The sequence below is a fragment of the Xanthobacter sediminis genome (assembly GCF_043195015.1).
GTDB lineage: Bacteria > Pseudomonadota > Alphaproteobacteria > Rhizobiales > Xanthobacteraceae > Xanthobacter.
This window is the reverse complement of sequence record NZ_JBAFWH010000010.1, coordinates 106498-123919: the sequence shown is the minus strand read 5'-3', so window position 1 is coordinate 123919 and position 17422 is coordinate 106498. Positions and strand designations below refer to the sequence as shown.

The 17422-nt window shown below is 70.6% G+C and carries 15 protein-coding genes; 7 read left to right on the top strand and 8 right to left on the bottom strand.

The genetic code is table 11. The features are described 5' to 3' along the window. Positions 1 to 73: 73 nt before the first annotated feature. The 5 genes from treY to V5F61_RS14600 all read right to left on the bottom strand — a co-directional run bounded on the left by treY (position 74) and on the right by V5F61_RS14600 (position 6537). A complete protein-coding gene (gene treY / locus V5F61_RS14620; protein WP_393988691.1) occupies positions 74 to 2830 on the bottom strand; it encodes a malto-oligosyltrehalose synthase in 2757 nt (918 codons plus the stop codon). A 497-nt stretch (positions 2831 to 3327) separates the two neighbouring features. Beyond that, complete coding sequence (locus V5F61_RS14615) at positions 3328 to 4734, bottom strand: NAD(P)(+) transhydrogenase (Re/Si-specific) subunit beta (protein ID WP_393988692.1); 1407 nt, start codon at positions 4732 to 4734, stop codon at positions 3328 to 3330. Positions 4735 to 4744: 10 nt separating this feature from the next. After that, positions 4745 to 5200: a proton-translocating transhydrogenase family protein gene (locus V5F61_RS14610; protein ID WP_393988693.1), complete on the bottom strand. Its 456-nt coding sequence runs from the start codon at positions 5198 to 5200 to the stop codon at positions 4745 to 4747. Beyond that, positions 5200 to 6348 (bottom strand): Re/Si-specific NAD(P)(+) transhydrogenase subunit alpha, encoded by a 1149-nt coding sequence (locus V5F61_RS14605; RefSeq protein WP_393988694.1) that lies wholly within the window; start codon positions 6346 to 6348, stop codon positions 5200 to 5202. Before V5F61_RS14605 ends, V5F61_RS14610 begins: the two co-directional genes overlap by 1 nt. A gap of 36 nt (positions 6349 to 6384) precedes the next feature. Further along, complete coding sequence (locus V5F61_RS14600) at positions 6385 to 6537, bottom strand: aa3-type cytochrome c oxidase subunit IV (protein WP_393988695.1); 153 nt, start codon at positions 6535 to 6537, stop codon at positions 6385 to 6387. 443 nt (positions 6538 to 6980) lie between these two features. Between V5F61_RS14600 and V5F61_RS14595 the strand changes: the two genes are divergently transcribed. From V5F61_RS14595 to V5F61_RS14575, 5 genes are all read left to right on the top strand, one after another. Continuing rightward, a complete protein-coding gene (locus V5F61_RS14595; RefSeq protein ID WP_393988798.1) occupies positions 6981 to 8096 on the top strand; it encodes a PA0069 family radical SAM protein in 1116 nt (371 codons plus the stop codon). 8 nt (positions 8097 to 8104) lie between these two features. Next, on the top strand, positions 8105 to 8548 hold the full coding sequence (locus V5F61_RS14590; protein WP_393988696.1) for a VOC family protein: 444 nt from the start codon (positions 8105 to 8107) through the stop codon (positions 8546 to 8548). A 150-nt stretch (positions 8549 to 8698) separates the two neighbouring features. Beyond that, complete coding sequence (locus tag V5F61_RS14585) at positions 8699 to 8926, top strand: FmdB family zinc ribbon protein (protein WP_393988799.1); 228 nt, start codon at positions 8699 to 8701, stop codon at positions 8924 to 8926. 223 nt (positions 8927 to 9149) lie between these two features. Then, positions 9150 to 10760, top strand: a complete 1611-nt coding sequence (locus V5F61_RS14580; protein WP_393988697.1) for a hypothetical protein — start codon at positions 9150 to 9152, stop codon at positions 10758 to 10760. A gap of 138 nt (positions 10761 to 10898) precedes the next feature. After that, positions 10899 to 11837, top strand: coding sequence for a hypothetical protein (locus tag V5F61_RS14575; protein WP_393988698.1), 939 nt, complete (start codon positions 10899 to 10901; stop codon positions 11835 to 11837). Between the two features lie 177 nt (positions 11838 to 12014). Here the strand turns inward: V5F61_RS14575 and rplS are convergent, their stop codons facing one another. Beyond that, the gene (gene rplS, locus V5F61_RS14570; RefSeq protein WP_393988699.1) at positions 12015 to 12425 is read right to left on the bottom strand and encodes a 50S ribosomal protein L19; all 411 of its coding nucleotides are present in this window, start codon (positions 12423 to 12425) and stop codon (positions 12015 to 12017) included. Positions 12426 to 12543: 118 nt separating this feature from the next. Next, a complete protein-coding gene (trmD, locus tag V5F61_RS14565; RefSeq protein ID WP_393988800.1) occupies positions 12544 to 13266 on the bottom strand; it encodes a tRNA (guanosine(37)-N1)-methyltransferase TrmD in 723 nt (240 codons plus the stop codon). A 307-nt stretch (positions 13267 to 13573) separates the two neighbouring features. Here trmD and V5F61_RS14560 point away from each other — a divergent pair, with 307 nt between their 5' ends. Next, positions 13574 to 15460, top strand: a complete 1887-nt coding sequence (locus V5F61_RS14560) for a potassium transporter Kup (RefSeq protein ID WP_393988700.1) — start codon at positions 13574 to 13576, stop codon at positions 15458 to 15460. A gap of 196 nt (positions 15461 to 15656) precedes the next feature. Next, entirely contained in the window at positions 15657 to 16748 is a 1092-nt protein-coding gene (locus V5F61_RS14555; protein WP_393988701.1) for a putative bifunctional lysylphosphatidylglycerol flippase/synthetase, read from the top strand. A gap of 27 nt (positions 16749 to 16775) precedes the next feature. Here V5F61_RS14555 and V5F61_RS14550 read toward each other — a convergent pair whose 3' ends face one another. Continuing rightward, complete coding sequence (locus tag V5F61_RS14550; protein WP_393988702.1) at positions 16776 to 17399, bottom strand: hypothetical protein; 624 nt, start codon at positions 17397 to 17399, stop codon at positions 16776 to 16778. Positions 17400 to 17422: the final 23 nt, after the last annotated feature.

The window sequence follows — 17422 nt, the reverse complement described above, 5'->3', positions numbered from 1 at the left end:
CCCTGCGCACGTACGCTGCATGGGGCCTTGCCGCCACAACGCCCGTCCGCCGCGCCGCGTTCCCCGCCTCGGCTCACGCCTTGAGGAGCACCGCCGCCGGGAAGTCCGCCAGCGCCACGGCGAGGTCGAGATGGCCCTCTGGAGCCTCCACTGAGCGGCCTGTGAGCGCATCGCGGTAGGGGCCGCCGACGGGCAGCGCCGCGCAGGTGCCGGCCCATCGTTCCGGGGATACCCGCGGCAGGGCGCCGTTCGGCTCCAGGAGGCCGAACGCGAGGCGGGTCACCACGGTGACGAGCGTGGCGCCGCGCAGCCGGCGGGCGAAGGCCAGGATGTGGCCCGCGTTTGCGCCCGCCACCGTGAGCGGCAGGTAGTCCCCCTCGCGGAACAGCGCGGGCTCGGCGGCGCGCAGGTGCAGCAGCCGCGCCAGGGTGGCCTGCTTCACGCGGCCGTCGTGGGCGCTGTCCAGCAGCAGGTCCGGCCGTATGTCAGCGGCGGGGGCGCCGCGCGCGAAGGGAGCCGGCGCGCGGGCGGCATCGGTCTCGCCCAGGCTGTAGTCCCAGAATTCGGTGCCCTGGACCAGCTCGGGAATGCCCGGCACGGTGCACTTGAGCACCACCTGTGACAAGGCGTTGATCATCCCCGCGCGGGCGATGCGCGGTACGATGGCGGCGATGCTCCGCCGCGCGGGCAGTCCCTCTGGGCCCTCCACCAGGGCGGCGAGGAAGGCCTCGCAGGCCGCCTCATAGGCGGGATCGCCGCTCTCCGGCCCGGTGCGCAGGCGGGCGTCGCGCAGCAGCTTCAGCCACCACGCCCGCAGTCGCTCCTGGAGGTCGCCGAGGCCGAGCGCATCATCGGGCCGCAGCGCTGGCGGCCAGGTGGCGAGAATGCCCTGGAACAGCATGGACGCATCGGCCGGTGCGGGCGCGACCCCTTCCGCCAGGCGGGCGCGCAGGGGGCGGGAAAGGTCCATGAGCCCGCGCAGCATCTCGTCCCACACCCGCGGCGCCGCGCTCAGCACGGCGAGCCGCATGCGCGCATCCTCTCCGAGCCGACGGCCGGACGTGGCGGTGATTGCGTCCGGGCTGTGGGCAGCGCGGGCCGCCATGCGGGCATGGAAAGCCTCTGGTGCAAGGCCCATGAGGGTGGGGTCGGAGCCCGTCTCGTTGCGGGAGATGAGACGGCCATATCGCGAGAGCAGCATCTCGTCGGTCGCCACCCGGTCGAGGGCGGCGGTGAGCTGCTGGAACAGGGCGATGGCGTGCTCGCGGGCGCCGGCCTGCTCGAAATCGCCGACGGCGCGCGGCGCCTCGCCGCCGAGCCAGCCCGCGATGCGGTCTGCCGCCGGCTGGTCGAGGGGCGAGAGCCGCCGCCGCGCGCGGGCGAGGGCCGCCGCGAACAGGGCGGCGTCGGTTTCGTCGAAGCCGTCGAGCCCGGCATAGGTGCGGCGGACGGGAAGCGCCACGGCCAGCTCGCAGGCCACGCGGCGGATGGCGGCGGGCGTGGTGTCGCGGCTGGCGGGATCGGCGGCGGCCACTTCGTGCAGGGCGAGCACGGCCGCATCGAGCCGGGCGCCGAACTGCGCGTCCAGCGCCTGTCGGCGGGTGGCGGCACGCAGGTCGCCGAAGCGCTGCCGCTCGCCGGTGGTGGAGATCCAGATGTCGGACAGGGGCGTGCCGCCCGCGGGATCGTGCAGCACGGCCGAAAGGGCGTCCTGCGCTTCCGCGCCGGCGGTGCCTGCGACACTCCAGCCGGCCCGCGGCATCCCGCCCGCCGGCGCAGCGGCGGCAGCGAGATAGGGCACGGGAAGCCCGGCGGGCCGCTGGCCGGCGGCCGTCTCCAGCTTCAGCCGGAGGCGGCGGGCGTAGCCGATGGGGTCCGCCAGGAGATCCCATTGCCGGATGACGAAGCCGTCTACGAGGCCCTCGCCAAAGAGGCGCAGGAGGGTGGCGTGGGTCGCATCAAACACATCCGGCCGCTCGACGCGGATGGCCGCGAGCGTGCCGTGGCGCGGGTGGCGGCTCCAGTTCAGCGCATCGGCGGCGGTGCCCCACCAGGCGAGGCGGTAGGCCTGGCGCTCCAGCAGGCGGTGCATGCGCTCCGCGCCGCCGGCGATGCGCGAATCGAACGCGCCGGCGGCGGCGGTGACGATGGTCCGCCCTTCCGGCGCCGCGGCCGCGTCCGCGAGCGCGCGGCGCGCGGCCTCCGCCTGCTCCAGATCGGGCCGCAGCCGGGACAGCCGCGCGAAGGGGGCGGCGAGGGGGGCGGCATCGGAAAGGCCAGAGGCCTCCAGAACCGTCGCGTAGTCCAGCGGCGAGATCGGGAAGGCGTGGTCGCGGTGGCGCACCAGGAACGCGCCGCGGGCCCCCTCGAAGGCGAGCTGCAGGCCGCCCGCCGTGAGCACCTCGCCATAGGGGTGGTCGAGGAAGGGGAGCAGCGCCTTGTTGCGCAGGGTGGGGTCCGCGCCACGCCAGTCCACGTCGAACCAGTGCGCGCGCGCGCCGTCGCGCCCCCACTCCAGGAGTTCCCTCCAGGCGGCATTGTCGTCGCCGCCCACGGCCATGAAGGCGGGGGCGATGTCGAGGATGAGGCCCATGCCCCGGCGGCGCAGGGCTGTCGCGAGGCGCCGCAACGCCTCCTCCCCGCCGAGGCGGGGGGCGATGGCGTCATGGTCCACCACCCCGCCGGGCAGGCCGGGGCGGCTCGCCAGCACGGGCGAGGCGGCAAGGTGGCTGAGGCCGAGATCGGCGAAATGGTCCACGAGGCCCACCGCCGCGTCCAGCGGGAAGCCCTGGTCGAAGCGGAGGCGGACGATGCCGCGCGGCGTGCTCATGCCAAGCCTCCCGCATGCGGGAGGGACGGGCATTTGGCCGGCTTCAGGCGCGTTGCGCCGCAGATCCGGGGGGCGTGCCGCGCGTGCCCAGCCGCGGCGCGGGGGCGCTTCCGGCCGGCGCAGGCGGGTTCGTCCAGCAAGGGCCGGCTATCCGTGCGGTGGAGGGTGGGGAAACCGGCTGCGCACGCGGCTGCCGCGCGGCATGCTTCGCCACCCGGCGCCATCAATGACGGCGTGGCGACACCGCGAAACCCTGGACCCCTCACCGTTCCGCCCCCTCGCCTCGGTGGTCCGGCTGCCCGTCCCACCCGCGCCGTCTCCTGTCCCGGCCCGTCGCGAGCTTAGTGGCTTTTCGACCCGCGTTGAATCGCGAAAGCGGCCGGCCCGGCGCGACATGGACTCGTTCTTAACGGCGACGGCCGCCGGAGCTGTCTCCGGCGGCCGTCCATGTTTCCCGCTGCGTCTCCGGCCTGGGTCCGGAGGCGCGCTGCGCGACCTCAGTGGCCGAAGGCCTTCACCACGTCCTCGGTGACCTTCTTGGCGTCGCCGAACAGCATCATGGTGTTGTCGCGGAAGAACAGCTCGTTCTCCACGCCGGCATAGCCGGCCGACATGCCGCGCTTGATGAAGAGCACGGTCTTGGCCTTTTCCACGTCCAGCACGGGCATGCCGTAGATGGGCGATTGCGGGTCGGTCTTGGCCGAGGGGTTGGTGACGTCATTGGCGCCGATGACGAAGGCGACGTCGGCCTGAGCGAACTCGGAGTTGATGTCCTCCAGCTCGAACACCTCGTCGTAGGGCACCTGCGCCTCGGCGAGCAGCACGTTCATGTGGCCGGGCATGCGGCCCGCCACCGGGTGGATGGCGTACTTCACCTCCACGCCTTCCTCCTTCAGGAACTCAGCCATCTCGCGCAGGGCGTGCTGGGCCTGGGCCACCGCCATGCCGTAGCCGGGCACGATGATGACCTTCTCGGCGTTGCGCATGATGTAGGCCGCGTCGTCCGCCGAGCCCTGCTTCACCGGCCGGTCGTCACCCTTGCCGCCCGCGCCGGCCGCGGCGGAATCACCGCCGAAGCCGCCGAGGATGACCGAGATGAAGGACCGGTTCATGCCCTTGCACATGATGTAGCTGAGGATGGCGCCCGAGGAGCCCACCAGCGCGCCGGTGATGATGAGTGCGGTGTTGCCCAGGGTGAAGCCGATGCCGGCCGCCGCCCAGCCCGAGTAGGAGTTCAGCATCGACACCACCACCGGCATGTCTGCGCCGCCGATGGGGATGATGAGCAGGCCGCCGAGCACCAGCGACAGGATGGTGATGATCCAGAACAGCGCGATCGAGCCGGTGTTCACGAACGCGATGACGAGGATGATCAGCAGCAGGCCGAGGCCGCCGTTGATGAAGTGGCGCATCGGCAGGATGATCGGCTTGCCGCTCATGTTGCCGTTGAGCTTGGCGAAGGCGATCAGCGAGCCGGTGAAGGTGATGGCGCCGATGGCCACGCCCAGCGACATCTCGATGAGGCTCGCCCCGTGCAGGTGGCCGGGATCGCCGATGCCGAAGGCGCGCGGCGCGTAGAGCGCCGCCGCCGCCACCAGCACCGCCGCGAGGCCGACCAGCGAGTGGAAAGCCGCGACCAGCTGCGGCATGGCGGTCATGGCGATGCGCTTGGCCACCACGGCGCCGATGCCGCCGCCGATGCCGATGCCGGCGATCACCAGCACCCAGCCCACCGCGTCCGCCGGGGGCTGGAGCGCCAGGGTGGTGAGCACGGCGATGGCCATGCCCGCCATGCCGAACAGATTGCCCCGCCGCGAGGTGGTGGGGTGCGAGAGGCCGCGCAGCGCCAGGATGAAAAGGACGCCCGCGACAAGGTAGAGCGCGGCCGCGATATTGATGTTCATATCGTGGGCCTCACTTCTTCTTCGAGTACATGGCGAGCATGCGGCTGGTCACCATGAACCCGCCGAAGATGTTCACCGATGCGAGGATGAGGGCGATGAAGCCGAAGATGCGCGCCCACCAGGCGTGCGAGGCATCGCCCACGGTGGTCACGCCCACGGCGAGCAGGGCGCCCACCACGATCACGGAGGAGATGGCGTTGGTGACGCTCATGAGCGGGGTGTGGAGCGCCGGGGTCACCGACCACACCACGTAATAGCCCACGAACACCGCCAGCACGAAGATGGACAGGCGGAACACGAACGGGTCGATGGCCCCGCCGGTGGCGGCGCTGGCCGCCGCGCCGAGGGCGGTGGCCGCCTGGTCGGCGTAGATCTGGGCCGCTTCGGCGGCCTGGCGGGCGATCTCGGCAGCGGCGCGCGCCTGGACTGCGGCATCTGCCGCGGCTTGGGCTGTCACGGGATTCATCACGCGGCTCCCTCGGTCTTCGGGATGAAGTTCGGATGCACGACGGCGCCGTCGCGGGTGAGCAGGGTGGCCTTCACCAGCTCGTCGTCCCACTTGACCGCCAGCGTCTTGGCCGACTTGTCCACCATGGTCTCAAAGAAGTTGTAGAGGTTCTTCGCGTAAAGCGGAGAGGCGGAAGCCGCGAGCCGGCCCGGCACGTTGTGATGACCGATGATCTTCACGCCGCCGATTTCCACCACCTGCCCGGCGACGGAGCCTTCCACGTTTCCGCCGCGCTCCACCGCGAGGTCCACCACCACCGAGCCGGGGCGCATGGAGGCCACCATCTCAGCGCTCAGCAGGCGCGGCGCAGGCCGGCCGGGAATGAGCGCCGTGGTCACCACGACGTCCTGCTTCTTGATGTGCTCGGCCACCAGCGCCGCCTGCTTGGCCTGGTATTCGGCGGACATGGGCTTGGCGTAGCCGGTGGCGCTTTCGGCCTGCTTGAACTCCTCGTCCTCCACCGCGATGAACTTGGCGCCCAGCGAGGCCACCTGGTCCTTGGAGGCGGGCCGCACGTCGGTGGCGGTCACGATCGCCCCGAGGCGGCGCGCGGTGGCGATGGCCTGCAGGCCCGCCACGCCGGCGCCCATGACAAACACGCGGCCCGCGGGAACGGTGCCGGCGGCGGTCATCATCTGCGGGAAGGCGCGCCCGAACTCGTAGGAGGCGTCGATGATGGCACGATAGCCCGCGAGATTGGCCTGGGAGGAGAGCACGTCCATCACCTGGGCGCGGGTGATGCGGGGCATCAGCTCCATGGCGAAGGCGCTGATGCCGGCCTTCGCCATGGCCGCGAGCGCGGCCTCATGGCCGTGCGGGTCCATGATGGCGAGCACGATGGTGCCCGGTGTATACAACGAAAGTTCGGCTTCCTCGGGACGCCGCACTTTGAGTACCACTTGAGCACCGGACAGGGCGTCGGCCGTCGATGCGGCAATGGTGGCGCCGGCCGCGACGTATTCGGCATCGAGGATGCCGGATTTGAGGCCCGCGCCGCTCTCGACGGCGACATCGCCACCGAGGGCCACGAGACGCTTCACCGTATCCGGGGTTGCACCAACCCTCGGCTCGCCGAGGTCAGCCTCGGCGACGACAGCGATTTTCATCTGAGATGTCTCCAGTGCTCCGGGCTTTTCAAAGGCTCAGAGGAGGAAGATCCACATAAGGACGAGCACGGCGGCGACCGTCGCGGTTGCCCATTTGGCGAGCGCCGTGAATAGAGCATATGAACGCAGGTGCTCGGCAAAGTTATTGCCGTTGGCGGTGGCGTGCTCGATCGTCGCATGTTCCGCCATTTTATTCTCCCTGAGCGCACAGCCTCTACGGGCTTTAACGGAGCCTCCGACATCTGGCAACCGCTGTCGGAAGCGTACTTCAGCGTACAATGGAGTAACGCTTTCCGCCAAGGCGCGATCAGCCCCGGAAGCGGCTTTTCGTTTCACTGTTCTTGTTTTGTTCGTGGCGTGGTGTTAGCGTTTGATTCATGAACATCGATGCGCCCCAGCTCGTACTTACGCCTGCCCCGCCTCCCGAGGCTGAGGGCGCGTCGCGTCGGCGTGGCACGCGGCGCGCATTGGCCGAAAAAGGGGCGGCGCCGATCCTGCCGGCGGCGGCCAAGCCCCGGCCGTCGGGAAGGACCTCCGCCAAGCGTGTCACGGGTCGCCTGGGCGAGGATAAGGCCGAAGTCGCGCGCGTGTCCGCCGAGGCCTCCCGGATCGCGACGGCGGATGGGGGCGGGGTGGGCCAGCCGGCTGCGCCCGCTGCCTCCGCCCGCGTCGAGGCGCAGGTGGAAGAGGGGCGGCGGCGGGGCCGGGGCGCGGTCTCCAATGCAGCCGGGCGGTTCGAGCCGGCGGCGCGGGTGCGCTTCGACGACGGCTGGCAGCAGCTGGAAGACCTGCCCCCCTTCCGCACCGAGGTGACCGAGGAGCGCGCCCGCACCGTCATCACCCGCAACCAGTCACCGGACGTCGGCTTCGACCGCTCCATCAATCCATACCGCGGCTGCGAGCATGGCTGCGTCTACTGCTTCGCGCGGCCCACCCACGCCTATCACGGCCTGTCGGCGGGGCTCGATTTCGAGACCAAGCTATTCGTGAAGCCCGACGCGCCGGAGCTGCTGGCGCGGGAGCTCTCGCACCCCGGCTACCAGCCGCGGACCATCGCCATGGGCACCAACACCGACCCCTACCAGCCCATAGAGAGGCAATACCAGGTCACGCGCCGCATCCTGGAGGTTCTGCGTGACTTCGGCCATCCGGTGGCCATCGTCACCAAGTCAGGGCTGGTGGCGCGCGATATCGACATCCTCGCGTCCATGGCGGAGAAGGGACTGGCGAAGGTGGCGGTGTCGCTCACCACGCTCGATCCGCACCTCTCGCGCATCATGGAGCCGCGCGCCGCGAGCCCGCAGCGCCGGCTCGGCACCATTCAGCGGCTGAGCGAGGCGGGCATCCCCACGGCGGTGATGACGGCGCCGCTCGTTCCCGCCCTCAACGACATGGAGCTGGAGCGCCTGCTCGACGCCGCCAAGGCCGCCGGCGCGCGGGAGGCGGGCTACGTGCTGCTGCGCCTGCCGCTGGAGGTGGCGGACCTGTTCCGCGAATGGCTCGTCACCCATTTCCCGGACAAGGCCCGCCACGTGCTGGCCCTGCTCCAGCAGATGCGCGGCGGCAAGGACTATGATTCCACCTTTGGCGGCCGCATGCGCGGGGAAGGGCCCTATGCCTGGACCCTCGGCCGCCGCTTCGAGATCGCCGCGCGCCGGCTCGGGCTCGACGGGCGCCGCGCCAAGCTCTCCACCGCCCATTTTCGCCGGCCGAAGCCGATGGGCGAGCAGCTCTCCCTGTTCGATTGAGGATCCGTATGTCGCCTGACGTACCCTTCCGCCTGCATCTGGTGACCCTCGGCGTCGCCGATCTCGCCCGCGCCTGCGCCTTCTATGCCGGCATGGGGCTGGAGCGGCGGGACGCGGCGGCAACTGGGGTTGCCTTCTTCCTCGCTGGCCACGTGGTGCTCAGCCTCTATCCGCGCGACAGGCTGGCGGAGGATGCTGCCCTCGATGCGGGCGGGGAACTTCCGGCTTTCCGGGGCCACACCCTGGCTTGCAACGTCGCCGAAGCGGAGGCGGTGGCGACCGTGATCGCGCGGGCGGTGGCGGCCGGCGGCAAATGCGTGAAGCCGGCGCAACCGGTGTTCTGGGGCGGCACGAGCGGGTATTTCGCCGATCCGGACGGCCATCTGTGGGAAGTGGCGCACAATCCCTTCTTTCCGTTCGACGGAGAGGGGCGGTTGACGGTGCCGCGCTGAGGCGCCGTTCGGTGGGATTGGCGCGAAAATTGCTTGTGGTGTGGTCGTGAGGCGATGCCCCGGCGCGCCCGCCGCTCGCCGGCCGGGTGTGCCCGGGTGCTCCGCCAGTCCCTTCAAGGCGCTGCCGGGCGCCGGAACAGAGGCCGCGTGATGCCGCTCTACGGCTTTCATTGTCAGGATTGCAACACGGACAGCGAACTGCTGGTCGGCTTCTCCGACACCCCAGTGTGTCCGAAGTGCGGGGGCCGGAAGCTCGATCGCCTGATGTCGCGCATCGCTCCCGAGGCGAAGCTGAAGGCCGCCGCCAAGATCTGGCGCAAGCAGGCCGAGCGGGAGGGGAACCTCAGCAATTTCAACAAGGCCGAGCGGGGCACCTGATCCGCGCGGGCATGGCGCCGCCGGGGAGGCGCGCTCATGGCGCCGGGGAGGCGCGCTCATGGCGCCGCGCCCCGGGGCAGGCTTGCCGGCCGCCGCGCGACCCGGCGTCCCAAGCGGGCGGGCATGGACGGCGGCGCCGTCTCCTTCTAGAAGGCCGGGGAACCCCGGTTCGCCGCCGCTTCGCGCCCGGCCGCCGGGAGGGGCGTAGCGCGGAGGAGCGAAGTTGGCGCAGGACATGGTGCGGGAAGAGCACCGCCGAAGCCTCGGTACCGCCGCGCTGCATGGCCTCGGCTTCCTCATTCTCACCGCGCTGCTGACGGTGCTGATCGTCGTGCAGCAGCGTGCGGCGGGGGCTTACACGGCCGAGTTCTCCGCCACCGGCCCCGAGGAGGCGGGCCACGTGGTGACCGGGCTCATGGTCGCCGACTACCTTGCTGCGGGCCTGCCCGCGCCGGTCGCTTTCATCGGCGACTATGGCCTGCACTTTCCGCGCGTGGTGCTCGGCCTCTTCCCGCCCCTGTTCTACCTGCTCGAAGGCCTGTGGCTGACCCTGCTGGAGCCATCGACTCCCGCGGTGCTGCTCCTGCCCGCCGCCCTGGCCGCCCTGCTGGTGGCGAGCGCGGGGTGGGCGGCGGCGCGGCGCCTTGGCCCCCTGCCAGGGGTGGCCGTGGGCGCGGTGCTCATGGCGCTGCCGCCCCTGCGCGAGGCGACGCTGGTGGTGGGGCTCGATCTGCCGCTGGCCCTGCTCACGCTGTGGGCGGGCCTCGCCTATGCCGGCTTCCTCCATCGCCCGGACCGGGGTCGCGCTCTGCTTTTCGGTGTGCTGGCAGCCGCCGCGATCCTCACAAAGCTGACGGGTGTCGCCCTGCTGCTGCTGCCGCCGCTCGCGGTGCTCCTCACGAGGCGGTTCGCGCTGCTGCGGCGTGGCGCCTTCTGGCTACCGCTGCTGCCGATTGTCGTGCTCGCGGGCCCGTGGACCATCGGAACCCTCCCCATGGTGCAGGCCGCCGCGCGGGGGGCATCGGCGGTCCCCGCCTTCGGCGCGCAGGCGAGGCTGGTGGCGGAGGGGCTGGGTGCCGTGCTGGCGGTGCTGGCGGCGGCGGGCGTCGTGCTCGTGACGCGCGGCGCATGGCGTGGTCGGGCGGGTGACCTGCTGCCGGCGGTGTTGGCCGCCCTGGTGCTGGCCTTCGTCGCCGCTCTCCTCATCCTGGCGCGCGGGTTCGGACTGCCGCCGAGCGGCGCAGCATCCTGGCTACCGCTCTATGCGCCGCTGGTGATGCTCGCGGCGGCGGGCGGGCTGCGCCTCGTGGGGCTGGCGACCAGTGGCTGGCACACCCTCGCCGGGCTGCTGGTGGCGCTGGTCATGCTGCTTGCGGCCATGCCGGGGCTGATGAGCGCGATCGCGAAGCCGGCGCTGGGGCTCGACGCGGTGGCGCAGACCTTCCTGGCCGATACTAGCCGCCCGCCGGCGCTGCTGGTGGTGGCGGGGGCGGAGGGAGAGGGCGCGCTGGTGGCGGCCGTGGCCCAGCGTGACCGCGCGCTGAAGAGCTTCGTGGTGCCGGCGCGGACGGCATTCACTGTGCGCGGGCCCGGGCCTGCGGCCGGGGCGCCGCTTTACGAAACCCCGGAAGAACTGATGATCGGGCTCGACCGCCTCGGCGTCGGCTACGTCGCCGTGGCGGAAGGGGGCGATGCCTGGCTGCGCGAGCGCCTGGAGGCGGCGATCGCTGCGCATCCGGAGCGGTTCCGGAGCCTCGGCAGCTTTCCACGGCCCGGTGGTGCGGAGGAGGCGCGGCTGTTCGCCCTTCTCCCGGCGCCCGCCCCGGCGCCATAAGAGCGCCGCAGGAATGGCCGAAGGCGAGACTTTCCGCCACCACGCGCCGTCGCCGTCGAGCTTCGCCGGGCTGAGGCGATGGTCGGTGGGCTCCGTCCATGGGCAGATGGGGTGCGGGGCGGCAGCAGGAGAAGGCGCATGAGCGAGCAGCAACCGCAGGCCGAGCGATCCGGACGCCGCAGGGCGCCGGAGCCGCTGGTGTTCGCAGGCCGGTTCGCCCGCGTACCTGGCCTGCATTGGCTCAACCATGCGCGCTACGCGGTGCTGGACCGCATCTACCGCACGCGCCGGGCGCCGGGCCAGGACGAGGTGGTCCGTCGGCTGCGGGAGCGGAACGCGGACACCCTCGCCATCACCATCGCCTACAATGTGCCGGAGGCGGTGGCGCTGCTGGCGGATTCCATGGCGCGCTTCCTGCCCGGCACGCCTCTCCTGGTGTGCGACAATTCCACCGAGCCGGAGGCGCGCGCGGCCCATGCGGCGCTCGCCGCGGAGCGGGGCCTTGCCTATCTTTCTCTGCCCCGGGCGCCGTTTGTGCGCGCGCGCTCGGCGCGCTCCCACGCGGCGGCGGCCAACTGGGTGTTCCACAATATCGTCCGCCCCGTGCGCCCCAAGGCGTTCGCCATGCTCGACCATGATCTGGTGGCGCTGGAGCCCATGGACCTCTCGGCCACCGTGGCGCGCCAGCCGGTCTATGGCGTGAAGCGCGGCAGCACGCGGGTGAAGGCGTGGTACCTGTGGCCGGGCTTCAGCGTGTTCCACGGCAGCCTCGCCGGCACCGCGCTCGATTTCGGCCCCGATCGCCTGCTCGGCACCGACACCGGCGGCCGGAACTGGTACGCGCTCTACCGTGATCTCGATCCAAAGGCCTTGGCATGGCCGCGGGCGCGCACCGTCTCGGTGCCGGAGGTGGATGGCGGCTGGAGCGAGCCGAAGATGCTGGTGGACGGCTGGCTGCATGTGGGCGGCGCCAGCTATCGCGGTGGGGTCAGCGCGCTTGATGCGGTGCGCCGCGCCTTCGATGCGGACCCGGAAGGTCTCGTCGGCCGGCTGAAGGACGTGAAGCCGCACGGCTGAGGCCATTGGCTCCTTGCCGCGGCCTGTGGGCCTGGGGCCCGCTCTTTTTGAACTTGTGGTCGGATGCCGGTGAAGACCAGAGCCGAGGGCCGCCGCCATTGGCGCGAGAAACAAAAACGCCGCCGGATGGCCGGCGGCGTGGAGAATGCGAGAGGCGGGGCTGCCCCGCCCTCGGGATCACTCGGCGGCGGTGGGGGCAGCGCCCTTCTTCACCTTGCCGTCGGCGCCGCGATCCTGGCGCTCGGCGATACGGGCGGACTTGCCGCGGCGGTCGCGCAGGTAATAGAGCTTGGCGCGGCGCACCTTGCCGCGGCGCACCACCTTGATCGAATCGATCAGCGGCGAATAGACCGGGAACACGCGCTCCACGCCTTCGCCGTAGGAGATCTTGCGGACGGTGAAGCTCTCGTTCAGGCCGCCGCCAGAGCGCGCGATCACGACGCCCTCGTAGGCCTGCACGCGGGTGCGGTCGCCTTCGACCACCTTCACGTTCACGATGACCGTGTCACCCGGCTGGAATTCCGGGATCGCGCGCTTCTCGGCGAGCTTGGCTGCCTGCTCGGCTTCGAGCGTTTCAATGATGTTCATGTCACCAACCTCTAGCGGTCGCCTTCAAAACGCGGGATGGCCCGCGCCTGCCCCGGCGCCGCATCGTGTCGTTGTCAGTTCAGGGGACGCGGCTCCATACATGGAAACGGGTGCGCTGTCATTCCCTTTCCTTCACCGGGCCGTCACACGCCGGTGGCGGTTCGCCCAGGAGGTCCGGCCGGCGGGCGCGGGTCACGGCCTCAGCCTCGGCATGGCGCCAGCGCCGGATGCGGGCATGGTCGCCGCTCACCAGCACCTCGGGGATGGCCACGCCTTCGAACTCCTGGGGCCGCGTGTACTGCGGATATTCCAGGAGGTTGCCGGAAAAGCTCTCGTCCTCCCCGCTCTCGGTCTTGCCCATGACGCCGGGGATGAGCCGCACGCAGGCGTCGAGCAGCAGCAGCGCTGCCGCCTCGCCACCGGAGAGCACCACGTCGCCCACGCACACTTCCTCCAGCCCGCGCGCCGCGACGATGCGCTCATCCACCCCCTCGAACCGGCCGCAGAGGATGACGGCGCCCGGCCCCGCGGCCAGCTCGCGCACCCGCGCCTGGGTGAGGGGGCGCCCGCGCGGGGTCATCAGCAGGCGGGGGCGGGGGTCGCCGGGCGGCGCGGCGGCATCGATGGCACGGGCGAGCACGTCGGCGCGCATCACCATGCCCGGGCCGCCGCCGGCCGGGGTATCGTCAACGGAGCGGTGGCGGTCGAGGGCGAAATCGCGGATCTGCAGGGCATCAAGGCTCCACAGCCCGCGCGCCAGGCCCTTGCCGGCGAGCGCGTGGCCGAGCGGGCCGGGAAACATTTCCGGGTAGAGAGTGAGGATGCTGGCGCGGAAGGTCATGGCGCGGCGCGTCCCGGCGCGGTGGGTCTCATGTCCCCGCTCATGGGCGACTTCGCCGGCGAGGTCAAATGCCCGCAGCGCGAGTGCGGGGCTGCCGTCGTGATGGCGCGCATTGTCATCCCAGGCGAACAGGGCTAGGTGTGGAGCATCCGCCATGATGCGGGATCAAGTGCTGCGGGGGCCTCCCTTGATCGAAGCTCCGTTCGGGCCACAGGGCGAGACCTGGTGCGAAAGTGATGGCGTGGTCTTGATCCTCATTCCTCCTTCCTCCCGTTCGCGCACGCGCTGAAGGGCCGGACGCTTCGCCATGGCCACCAGCCTCACCCGCGACCGCACCCGAACCCTGCCTTTCGCAGCGGAAATCGGCGCCCTCGGCGTCGTCTTCGGTGATATCGGCACCAGCCCTCTCTACACCTTGAAGCAGGGCGTGCTCGCCGTGGGCGGCACCAATTTCATGGGCGAGGACGTGCTGGGCCTGCTCTCGCTCATCACCTGGAGCATCATCCTCTCCGTCACCGTGAAATACGTGATGCTGGTGCTGCGCGCGGACAATGACGGCGAAGGCGGCATCCTCGCGCTGGTGACGCTGCTCGACCTGCACCGCAGCGCCCTGGGCCTGCGGTGGTATCTTTTGGCGGCGGGCCTTATCGGTTCGGCCATGCTCATCGGCGACGGTGTCCTCACGCCCGCCATGTCGGTGCTCTCGGCCATCGAGGGGCTGCAGGTGATCGCACCGGAGCTGGACCACTGGGTGGTGATGCTCACGGTGCTGGTCCTGCTCGCCATCTTCCTGTCCCAGCGCCTGGGCACCGAGCGCATCGCCTCGTTCTTCGGGCCGATCATGCTCCTGTGGTTCACCGTGCTCGCGGCGATGGGCGTATACGGCATCGTGCAGGCGCCACAGGTGCTGGCGGGGCTCGATCCGCGCCATGGCGTGATGCTCATGCTGGATCATCCGGGGCTGGCGGGCGTCATCCTCGGAGCCTGCTTCCTGGCCATCACCGGCGGCGAGGCGCTTTACGCCGACCTCGGCCACTTCGGCCGCAAGGTCATCGCGCGGGCCTGGCTGTTCGTGGCCATGCCGGCGCTGCTGCTCAACTATTACGGCCAGGGCGCGATCCTGCTGGTGGACCCCAACGCGGTCCGCAATCCCTTCTACGACCTCTCGCCCGACGTGTTCGACGTGCCGCTGCTGTTCCTCGCCACGGCGGCGACGGTGATCGCCTCGCAGTCGATCATCACGGGCGTGTTCTCGCTGGCCAAGCAGGCCATCGAGCTCGGCTACCTGCCGCCTATGCGCATCCGCTACACTTCCGAGCACAATGAGCAGCACATCTATGTGGGCCGCCTCAACTGGCTGCTGATGATCGCCTGCATCGCGGTGGTGGTCGGCTTCGGCGGCTCGGAACGGCTGGCTTCGGCCTACGGCATCGCGGTGGCGTTCGCCATGGTGACCACCTCGGTGCTGTTCATTGCCCAGGTGCACCGCTCCTGGGGCTGGCCGGCGCCGGCGGTGTGGGTGATGGCGGTGCTGGTGCTGACGATGGACTTCTCCTTCGCCTCCGCCAATCTCACCAAGCTGCACGACGGCGGCTGGCTGCCGCTGACCATCGCCGGCGTCATCATTCTCGTCATGGTGAGCTGGCGGCGGGGGCTGGAGGCGGTGGTGTCCCAGCAGGTGCGCTTCACCGAGCCGCTCGACGCCTTCATGGCCCGCAAGGACCGCTCCGGCGACGTGGACAGCCCGCGCACCGCCATCTTCCTCTCCCGCGCGGGCGCGATGACGCCGGTGGCGCTCTCGCGCATGGCGGAACTGCTCAAGGTGCGGTTCGAGAAGGCGGTCATCGTCTCCGTGTGGATCGCCGCCCGGCCCCGGGTCTCGGTGGAGGATCGGGTGCGGGTGACCACGCTCAACGAGAATTTCGTGCGGGTGGACCTGCGCTTTGGATACATGCAGCAGATCGACGTGCCGTCCGTGCTCGGCCCGGCGCTGAGCGCGCGCGGCATCGATCCCGATGCCGCCGTGTACGTGATCGGCCACGAGCGCATCATCCCGCCGGACGAGGTGGTGCGCCTGCGCGACATCGTGGCTCACGTGTTCGCCTTCCTCGCCCGCAATGCCGAGCGCTCCGTGGACCGCTTCGGGCTGCCACGTGCGCGCACGGTGGAGATCGGCTACCCCGTGAAGATGTGATGGAGCGGGAAGGGCCCTGCCCGCAAGCTGACGCTTTTTGATGTTCTGTGCGCGTCAGGTACGGCAGGAAGCGCGGCGCGCCGCGCAACGCCCGCAAAGAGGCGCCCTTTAAGCCGGGGCGGGGAAGCGTTCAGTCGCCGGAAAGGCGTGCCTGTTGCGCGCTTCGACGGTCCAGGGGCGGGGGGATGGTGTCGGTATGGGTGTGAGATCGGGTCTTTCCAGGGTTTGGGCCTTCCTGCGCGACAAAGTCGGTCTCCATGGTCTCGGGCTGGTGCTGAGCCTGGCCGTCATCGCCTTCGCCGCGGTGGTTCTCTACCGGATGCTTCACGATCTGAAGTTGCATTCGGTGCTGAAGGCGCTCTCCCACAAGGACCCGTTGCACGTAGGCATCGCCTTCGTGCTGGTGGCCTGCGCCTATCTGACGCTGACCTTCTATGACTGGTTCGCCCTGCGCACCATCGGCAAGAACGGCGTGCCCTACCGGGTGGCGGCGCTGGCGGGCTTCTGCTCCTATTCCATCGGGCATAACGTGGGCTTCACGGTCTTCACCGGCGGCTCGGTGCGCTACCGCATCTATTCGGCCTGGGGCCTCGGCGCCATCGACGTGGCGAAGATCTGCTTCATCGCGGGGCTCACCTTCTGGCTCGGCAATCTCGCCGTGCTGGGGCTCGGCATCACCATCCACCCCGATGCCGCCACGGCGGTGGACCACCTGCCGCCGGCCATGAACCGCATGATCGGCATCGGCGCGCTGACGCTGCTCGCGGTCTATGTGGCCTGGGTCTCCTGGGCGCCGCGCAACATCGGCCGCTCGTCCTGGTTCGTGACCCTGCCGGCAGGACGCTCCACCCTGGTGCAGATGGGCATCGGCATCCTCGACCTCAGCCTGTGCGCGGCCGCCATGTACATGCTCATGCCGGCATCGCCCTACATCGATCCGGTCTCGCTGGCGGTCATCTTCGTCACCGCCACCCTGCTAGGCTTCGCGAGCCATGCGCCGGGCGGGCTCGGTGTGTTCGATGCCGCCCTCCTAGTGGCACTGCCGCAGTTCGACAAGAGCGAGATGGTGGGCGCGCTGCTCATCTTCCGCCTCTTCTATTACATCGTCCCCTTCGCCTTTGCGCTCACGCTGCTGGGCATCCGGGAGGTGCGCCTCGGCACCTTCAGCTTCTGGCGGCGCAAGGCGTGCGCCCCGCCGGCAGCACAGGATGACGTTGAGGCACGGCGCGACGAGCCGGCCGCGGCTCCGGCCGCGCCGGAGGATCGCATCCGGCAGGCGGCGCGGTAGTGTCGCCCGCGCTGCGGCGACCTCACCTCAGAACTTGAGTGCGCCGCCGGGGATCAGGCCGAGCTTGTCCTTGGGCATCTTCACGACCTTCACCCCCGGCGGCAGCGCGAACAGCTTCGGGTCCTGGGGACCGCGAACCAGCTCGGTGGCCTCGTAGAGCATCTTCCGGCTGCCCTGGATCTCCACTTCGGCCCGCAGCGAGATGCCGTCGGGCGTGATGCAGGCTTCCAGCGACACCGCCTTGCCTTTGAGCTCCGCCGGCGGGTCGATGCGCCACTGGTCGCAGGGTGCGCCCGCCACCTCCGAGCGCCCGGTGCGGGTGCCGGTGCCGGTCACGATGCCCACCACATATTCCGGCAGCATGGGCATTTCGAGAGCGACCTTCGGCATCTGCGGGCTCAGCATGACCATGCGGCGGGTGTCGAGCTCGATGAGGGCCACCATGGTGCCCGCGACATCGGGCTTGCTTACCTCGGTCCGCATCCTGCGCTGGCTGTAGGCCATCTCGGCGAGGGCGCCATGGGGTAGCCGGGCCTTCAGGCTGAAGTCGCCGGCCGGTGCCGGCAGCGGATCGGCCAGCGCCGGCCCGAGCCCCAGCGCCAGCACGGCGGCGACCCTGCCGGACGCCCGAAAGATACGCATCGCGCCCATGAGGCACTCCCTCTCTGGGCGGT